At 54.3% G+C, this 7170-nt stretch carries 8 protein-coding genes; 4 read left to right on the top strand and 4 right to left on the bottom strand.

Annotated features, from left to right (window positions below; translation table 11 throughout):
- The 4 genes from V6D20_03350 to V6D20_03335 all read left to right on the top strand — a co-directional run.
- Window positions 1–731 (top strand): thiamine pyrophosphate-dependent enzyme (locus V6D20_03350; GenBank protein HEY9814829.1); only part of this gene is annotated, 731 nt, incomplete at its 5' end.
- A gap of 286 nt (window positions 732–1017) precedes the next feature.
- Window positions 1018–1275 (top strand): chlororespiratory reduction protein 7, encoded by a 258-nt coding sequence (locus V6D20_03345; protein ID HEY9814828.1) that lies wholly within the window; start codon window positions 1018–1020, stop codon window positions 1273–1275.
- A gap of 42 nt (window positions 1276–1317) precedes the next feature.
- A complete protein-coding gene (locus V6D20_03340; GenBank protein HEY9814827.1) occupies window positions 1318–2403 on the top strand; it encodes an AEC family transporter in 1086 nt (361 codons plus the stop codon).
- A 40-nt stretch (window positions 2404–2443) separates the two neighbouring features.
- Window positions 2444–3103, top strand: a complete 660-nt coding sequence (locus V6D20_03335) for a class I SAM-dependent methyltransferase (protein ID HEY9814826.1) — start codon at window positions 2444–2446, stop codon at window positions 3101–3103.
- Window positions 3104–3304: 201 nt separating this feature from the next.
- On the opposite strand, the gene V6D20_03330 is transcribed toward V6D20_03335, so the two are convergent.
- The 4 genes from V6D20_03330 to V6D20_03315 all read right to left on the bottom strand — a co-directional run.
- Window positions 3305–5578 carry a GUN4 domain-containing protein gene (locus tag V6D20_03330; GenBank protein HEY9814825.1) on the bottom strand — a complete coding sequence of 758 codons (2274 nt, stop codon included), beginning with the start codon at window positions 5576–5578 and terminating at the stop codon, window positions 3305–3307.
- A 90-nt stretch (window positions 5579–5668) separates the two neighbouring features.
- Entirely contained in the window at window positions 5669–6130 is a 462-nt protein-coding gene (locus tag V6D20_03325) for a hypothetical protein (GenBank protein HEY9814824.1), read from the bottom strand.
- A gap of 49 nt (window positions 6131–6179) precedes the next feature.
- On the bottom strand, window positions 6180–6680 hold the full coding sequence (locus tag V6D20_03320; protein HEY9814823.1) for an adenylyltransferase/cytidyltransferase family protein: 501 nt from the start codon (window positions 6678–6680) through the stop codon (window positions 6180–6182).
- Between the two features lie 19 nt (window positions 6681–6699).
- Window positions 6700–7170 (bottom strand): response regulator transcription factor (locus V6D20_03315; GenBank protein ID HEY9814822.1); only part of this gene is annotated, 471 nt, incomplete at its 5' end.

Here is a 7170-nt window from a genome sequence, read left to right as displayed (position 1 = left end):
TTGGTAAGGCCACAGGCTGCAGCAAGGGACGGGGCGGTTCTATGCACCTGTTTTCCGCAGAACATAACTTGCTGGGTGGCTATGCCTTTGTGGCCGAGGGCATTCCCGTGGCGACTGGGGCCGCTTTCCAGGCGAAGTATCGCCGGGAAGCTCTGGGAGACGCTAATGCCAACCAAGTTTCCACCTGCTTCTTTGGGGATGGTGCGTCGAACAACGGTCAGTTTTTTGAATGCCTGAACATGGCGGCCCTGTGGAAGCTGCCGATCATTTACGTGGTGGAAAACAACAAATGGGCGATCGGCATGGCCCACGATCGCGCCACCTCTCAGCCAGAAATCTACAAAAAAGCCAGCGTCTTCAATATGGTGGGCGTTGAGGTAGACGGCATGGATGTGCTAGCGGTGCGAGCTGTGGCCCAAGAAGCCGTTGAACGGGCGCGAGCTGGGGAAGGGCCCACGTTGATTGAAGCGCTCACCTACCGCTTCCGCGGTCACTCCTTGGCGGATCCGGATGAATTGCGCAGTAAGCAGGAAAAAGACGCCTGGTTCTCCCGCGATCCGATCAAGCGTCTAGGCACCTACCTGGTGGATCAAAAGTTGGCAACTGAGGCGGAACTGAAAGCGATCGAAAAGCGCATTCAGGCGGAGATTGATGAGGCGGTACAATTCGCCCAAGACAGTCCTGAACCCGACCCCAGCGAACTCTATCGCTACGTGTTTGCGGAAGATTAGGATGCCCTCACCCTAAATCCCTCTCCCAGAGCGGGCGAGGGACGTTGAATCTAGCCGATAGCTTGAACCCCGATTCCTTTTGATCACGAGGGGAGTCGGGGCGATCGCCAGGGATGCATCCCACTGCCCTCACCCTAAATCTCTCTCTCAGAGCGGGCGAGGGACGTTGAATCCGGCTCCCTTTCTCCCAAAAAGGGGCGAAGGGGCTGGGGGATGTAGAGCTTGCGCTTCCCGAAGGGTGGGGCAATGTGCAAAACAGGGATGCATTCGTTGCAAGGAGAGAACCATGCCTGACCCCATGATGTACCAAGAAGATGCCTACGTCCTCTTGGAAGCGAATCAACCGGAGCAATTGTTGACCGCAGAGGAACTGCTGGCCAAATTGACGCAGGTGTTGTCTACCTATGCCGACCCTCTGCCTCGGGATCTCCAGCGGCTAGACTCCCTAGAAGCCCAAGCTCTGCATCTGCGCGACACCTACTGCGAATTCGACCTTGGCCCCGATCGCTTCCTGCAATGGTACGTGGTGCGACTGGAGAAATAGTTGAGTGATCGATCGCTTATCTAGACTGGAGGAGCTTAAGCCATGACCGACACTCTCCTTCATGCTTATCTACCTCTCATATTCTGGCCAGGACTGGGGGTGCTCCTAGCGAGATTTTTACCCGAAGCCTGGCCCCGATTGATTGGCCGAGGGCTTTACTGGGTGGGCATTCCCCTAGAAGTCTTTGCCCTCGCCCACAGCACCGATTTCTCCGATAGCGTGGGCCTCGTGCCGCTGATTACGGCGCTGACCCTAGTGGGCAGTTTAGGGCTAGCCTGGATCACCTTATCTTGGATAACCTGGCGGGCAGAACAGGAGAAGCGATCGCCCCTCCCTGATCCCAGTCCCGACCCTAGCCAAGTCGATCAATCGTCTGATACTACAGACAATCTGCTCTCTCTAGATGCCGCCGATACAGCGCCTAGGGAACCGGTTTTATCACCACCTCCGATTCCGCCCATAGACTACTGGAGCGATCCAGCCCGGCGCGGTAGTTTTGTCCTGTCGTCGATGATTGCCAATACAGGCTTTGTGGGCTTAGCGATCGCCCCTATCTTGGTGAGCGATAGTTATCTTAGCTGGATTGTGTTCTATAGCGTGACCCAAAATGTGGTGGGTACCTACGGCATCGGTGTTTTCCTCGCCAGCTATTTTGGGCGATCGGCCCAGCCGGGGCTGAGTTGGGGGCAAGTCCGCGATGTGCTCACCGTGCCGTCTCTCTGGGCGTTTATTGTGGGTACTGCCACCCATTCCCTGGCCTTTGCGCCCCTCGTGGATGGGGCTCTGGAGGTATCGGTGTGGGTGGTGATTGCCGTGGCGCTGTCGTTGATGGGCATTCGCCTGAGCCAGCTCAAGGGCTGGAGTAGCCTCAAATGGGCGATCGCTCCCACGCTCTTGAAAGTGTTAGTAATCCCGGCGCTGGTGGGTCTGATCACCACCCTGATCGGTCTACCCTCGGAGGCCTGTTTAGCCGTGGTGTTGATGGCAGGAATGCCCAGTGCCTTCGCTGGTCTCATCCTTGCGGAGGAATATGAACTCGATCGGGAATTGATCGCCAGCAGCATTGTGTTAACCAGCGGCCTGCTGCTGTTGACGATTCCCCTGTGGCTTTTACTGTTCAAAGTCTGAGCCCGTGGCATGATGGAACCTGTAGCATTCCCCGGCACCCATGTCTAACGAAACCCTTAACCTCACCGAGACCCTCCGCAATTACCTGCTTTCCGTTTCTCTACGAGAACCCGAGGTGCTGCAAGCCCTGCGGGCAGAGACGGCCCAGCATCCCATGGGGCAGATGCAGATTGCTCCAGAACAGGGGCAGTTGATGGCGCTGTTGGTGCAGCTCATGGGGGCGCGGCGGATTCTGGAAATTGGTGTTTTTACGGGCTATAGCTCTCTGGTGATGGCGCTGGCGCTGCCGGACGATGGTCAGATTGTCGCCTGTGATGTCAGTGATGACTATACAGCGATCGCCCGTCGCTACTGGGAACAGGCAGGTGTGGCCCACAAGGTGGATCTGCGCATTGCCCCAGCCCTAGACACCCTCGATCGCTTACTAGCAGACCAGGTCGAACCCTTTGACCTTGCCTTCATTGATGCCGATAAGTCAAACTATCTCAACTACTACGAGCGATCGCTCCAGCTCGTTCGATCTGGGGGTCTCATCGTGATTGACAATGTGCTGTGGTCAGGACGAGTCGCTGATCCTGGCGTGACCGACAACCGCACCCAAGCGATTCGCGACTTCAACACAGCCCTGCACCAAGACGATCGCATTCACCTCAGCCTTATCCCCATCGCTGATGGTCTTACCCTAGCCCTGAAACGATAGAGCGAGGTAGTAAATTATCTCAACCTAACCATTGCCATGCTGCAATTCACGGATACAACGTGACCTAGGTGCCAGGTAATGAATCGCCGAACCACCTAGTTTTCCGTGGGGAGACGGTTCCCAATAATCTTTTTGGAATGAGCTGGAGCGCTTATATGCTAAAGGTTACAACTGTAGATGCGAGAGAACAACACCCGAATCCTAATAACGCCGGTATACAAAACGCTTAAGTTTAACCTGATACTGATTCACAACTGCCATAAATCTCCAAAGGAATAAAGGGAGATGTCCCTCAGGGGCACTAGTATCAAAAATCACATCTTCTGGGTACGAGATGTATGACCCAGACTGTCGCCAGCCGTTGCGATCGCTCATCAATTCAAAGGCTTTTTCAGCAGCATTCCAATCTTCACCGTAGTCTAGTTTACCACCCACCTCCAACCAGATTTGCTTCTGTACGCTAAATCCAAACCGGCCGTTGCTGTAGGTCACCCATAGGTGATCCAAGCGCAGCAAGTCTTCACAGGGAAACTGACGTAACCCCTTCAAAGACCAAACGCGATCGAGTGTTTGGTTTATCAACTCATAGGTTTCTTGGTCTGCTTCTTTCCATTGTCCTGCTTTTAGGTAGCCTTCAAGGCGTTCGTAGCGGCGCTTGTTGACTTGGGCTATTACACTCGGTGAAACCCTAGAATTCATCTTGCAGCAGTCATAGGCAAAGGCGATGGCATCTGCCCCAAGGTCGCACGCCTGTTGAATGAGCGCGTCGGGGCGACGCTGCAATGATACATACATCAGAATAGTGCCTTGCCAAAATTCATCGGTGAAGTGGCTGAGGATGAGGTCTTCTTGATGGGTTCGTAATAGTTCTTCGGCGGTGAGATATTCCTGAAAGCTACGATGGGAAAATTCATAGCCATCATCTTTTTTCACCATCAGCTCACTCACCTGCTCAATTTTCTCTAGGAAAATCTGGGGAGATACGGTCTCATTCAACCGTTGTAGCTCGGATTGAATCTGTTCTATGAGATCGTTTCGATTAATAACTGTTGTTTTCTGCTTCGTCATCGCCAGCGCGACACCCTGCAACACTATCTGGCTAGTATCGGCAGGGAGGGGTAAATCAACTCGCTTCGCCATGGGGCGATCGCCTAGCTGGAGCTTACAGATGCCTCGGTAGAGTTCTGTCTGTCGCTGGGGAAGTTGTTCTGCGGGATAGCTTCGATGGAACATCGCGATCATGTTCAACATCAGCGGATTTTCCGCCATACTCCTCAGCGCTTTTCTCTGATTAATTTGCTCAAGAAGTTGGGTTGCCCGTTGTGTTGCCGTCTCTCGTACATCAGGTGTATCGCGATTGCCGCGATGGAAGCGTTCTTGGCACAAATACCACTGGCGAATGAACTGCTCACGCTGATCCCCATCAAAGGGCTGCACAGCCAATGGGATACCCACCCGTTCGGCTTGATAGTCATCTCCGTAGGCTTTGGGGCGAGAGGTGAGGATAAATACCGACTTCCCATAGTCCTGCATCTGCTTAGTAATCCAGTGACTCACCGCTTGGCGCTGAGCATCTGCAACCTCATCAAACCCATCCAACATCACCAACGCCTTACCGCTAAGCAGTAGTTGCTTTGCCCACTGTGGCGGAACATCGAGTTGTTGCCCTCCCGGCAATGATGGAATATGATGCTGAGTGATTAAGTTAGGCAGACTCGGAGCATCCGGTTTGGCAATTTCATCTCGCCATTTTCGCAAAAATAGCAGGATAGGGGTTAAGGCTGGAGCTTTGTACTGGCGACGTACCCAGCGGGGACGGGCGGCATAAAGATAGGTAACCTGTCGCAGCAGCGTGGTTTTACCAAAGCCACCATAGGCTAGAATCACCAGCCTGCTATATTGGGGAGTGGCTCGGCTTTGAGCTAAGAAATCCCAGATCTTTAACGTTGGACGCTCTTCAATCTGTTGCTTGATATCGTCTGGCTTGTCGCTAAATCCTGGCAATGTTGGGATGGCGTCTCCATCACATCCCCGCAGAAATTCACTGCTGAGCTTCAGTGGAACATAGACTTCATCGAGGTCAGGGTTAAGAATCCCCGAGGGCAGCGGTACTTCATTATCTCCAACGTAAGGACGACAAGCGCTAGCCTGGGCGCAGAGATAGTTTTCATCAAACCGCGATAGGACACTTCGCAGCGATCGATCTAAACGATCCAGCCCAGCAGCTAGGGCATCTGCATCTTTGCCGCTACGTTCATGGGCAATGTCTCCTAGGCGGGCTGTAAATCCACTGGTGTATCTTGCCCAGACAGACGTGACCACCATTGCCGGAAACGTTAAAATCGCCAGCATCCAGTCTTGCTGAAGCAGAAAATGCACAAAGGCAAATCCACTTCCCCCCAGCGGACTCCATTGAATGAAGGCATCAACGGTTTTTTGTACAAAACGCTGTTCTGGGCTGGGCTCTGGAGTCATAGCAACCTATCAGGGAGAAACACAAGATTTCCCTAGTCTAGGCCATCCCACCCTAGCGAGCGCCACGTCACAAATCCATCGCCGCTAGGCCTACACATCGGTTGTTCCCCCCGTCCAAGGTTTTAGCCAGCCGCGCCCCAGCCCCACATCAATCCACAGAGCAGCGATCGCAAACCACACCACCGCCTCCAGTAAAGGAATCGCTAAACTCCACAGAGGAAACCCATCCCGTAGCCCCACTTCCACCAGCGCCAAACCACGCACGCCGCCAAAAGCAAAAACAGCTCCGGTTTTCAGTTGCCCATTGGTCTCCGTGCGGATGACGTAGCGGTAGGTGATGCCAAATAAGCCGCCGCATACCAAAGCGATCGCTCCTTGGCTGATTCCAACCCAACTCAGAAAGCGATCGCCCTGGAATAAAATCGGCTGCAGCGGTAGCGGAATAAACTGATTCAGCCCCGTGGTGAGCAACCAAGCTAAACCCGTGGCGATCGCCCCCACCATGCCCACCTTCAGCGACTCAATGCGCTCCTCTGCAGAAAATCCGCCCATTATCCATCGCCATGATTGACCATAGGCATCCTACCTGATTTTGATGGGATTAGGCTGGGGGCGATGCTGCCGCGAGGATGCGTTGAATAATGCCGCTAGTGGAGCTGGGCACTTCCACTTGAACCAGCTCAATGCGGCCGCCGTAGTGCTGGACGGCAGGAGCTTCGGGCAAGGTCTCAATGTTATAGTCGCCCCCTTTGGCGTAGATGTCGGGCTGGAGGGTGGTGATCAGGTGCGTGGCGGTGGGTTCTGAAAACAGCACCACGCCATCGACGGATTTCAGCGCTGCCAACACTTCCGCCCGTTCCGCTTCCGGCACAATCGGTCGCTGGGGCAATCCGGCCGGTTGGGGTTTAATCCCTTGGATAGAGCGATCGCTATTGAGACCGACAACAAGCGATCGCCCCAAGGCTTTGGCCGTTTGCAAATAGCGCACATGCCCAGCATGGATCAGGTCAAAGCAGCCGTTGGTAAAAACTAGGGGTCGCCAGCGATCGGGTTCACGGGCGATCGCTGCTTGCAATTCGGCGAGACTATACACTCCAATCATTCCATGGCTCCTGCTGGTATTAGTGGCTGTCCTCATCCTGGGGTTCTGCGGGAGGATGGTAGCCATGCTCATAGGCAAAGCGAATCAACTGGGCCCGATTTTCTAGCTGGAGCTTGCTCAAAATATTGCTGAGGTGGGTTTGCACCGTGCGTGGACTGACAAACAGTTCATCGCCAATTTGCTTATTGGTCAAGCCGCGAATCACTTCCCAAAAGACGCGCTCTTCGGCAGGCGTCAGGGGCAGAGGTTCGGGGGGCGGTGCTGCGGGGGCCGGTGGTTGCTCTGTGTTGGACTGCTGCATCAACCGCACAATTTCGGCATTCATCCGCCGCGATCGCTCCAGTTGCGCTTCAATTTTGGCTTCCAATTCCTTGGTTTCAAAGGGCTTGACCAAATAATCGTCTGCGCCAGTCCGATGCCCTTCAATCCGATCATCCACGTCGTGGCGGCTAGACAGGAAGATGAACGGCACAAGCTGGCCGGTGCGGGT

The organism is Candidatus Obscuribacterales bacterium (assembly GCA_036703605.1).
Classification (GTDB): Bacteria; Cyanobacteriota; Cyanobacteriia; order RECH01; family RECH01; genus RECH01.
The sequence above is the reverse complement of the archived record's forward strand: the minus strand, read 5'-3'. Positions and strand labels throughout refer to the sequence as shown.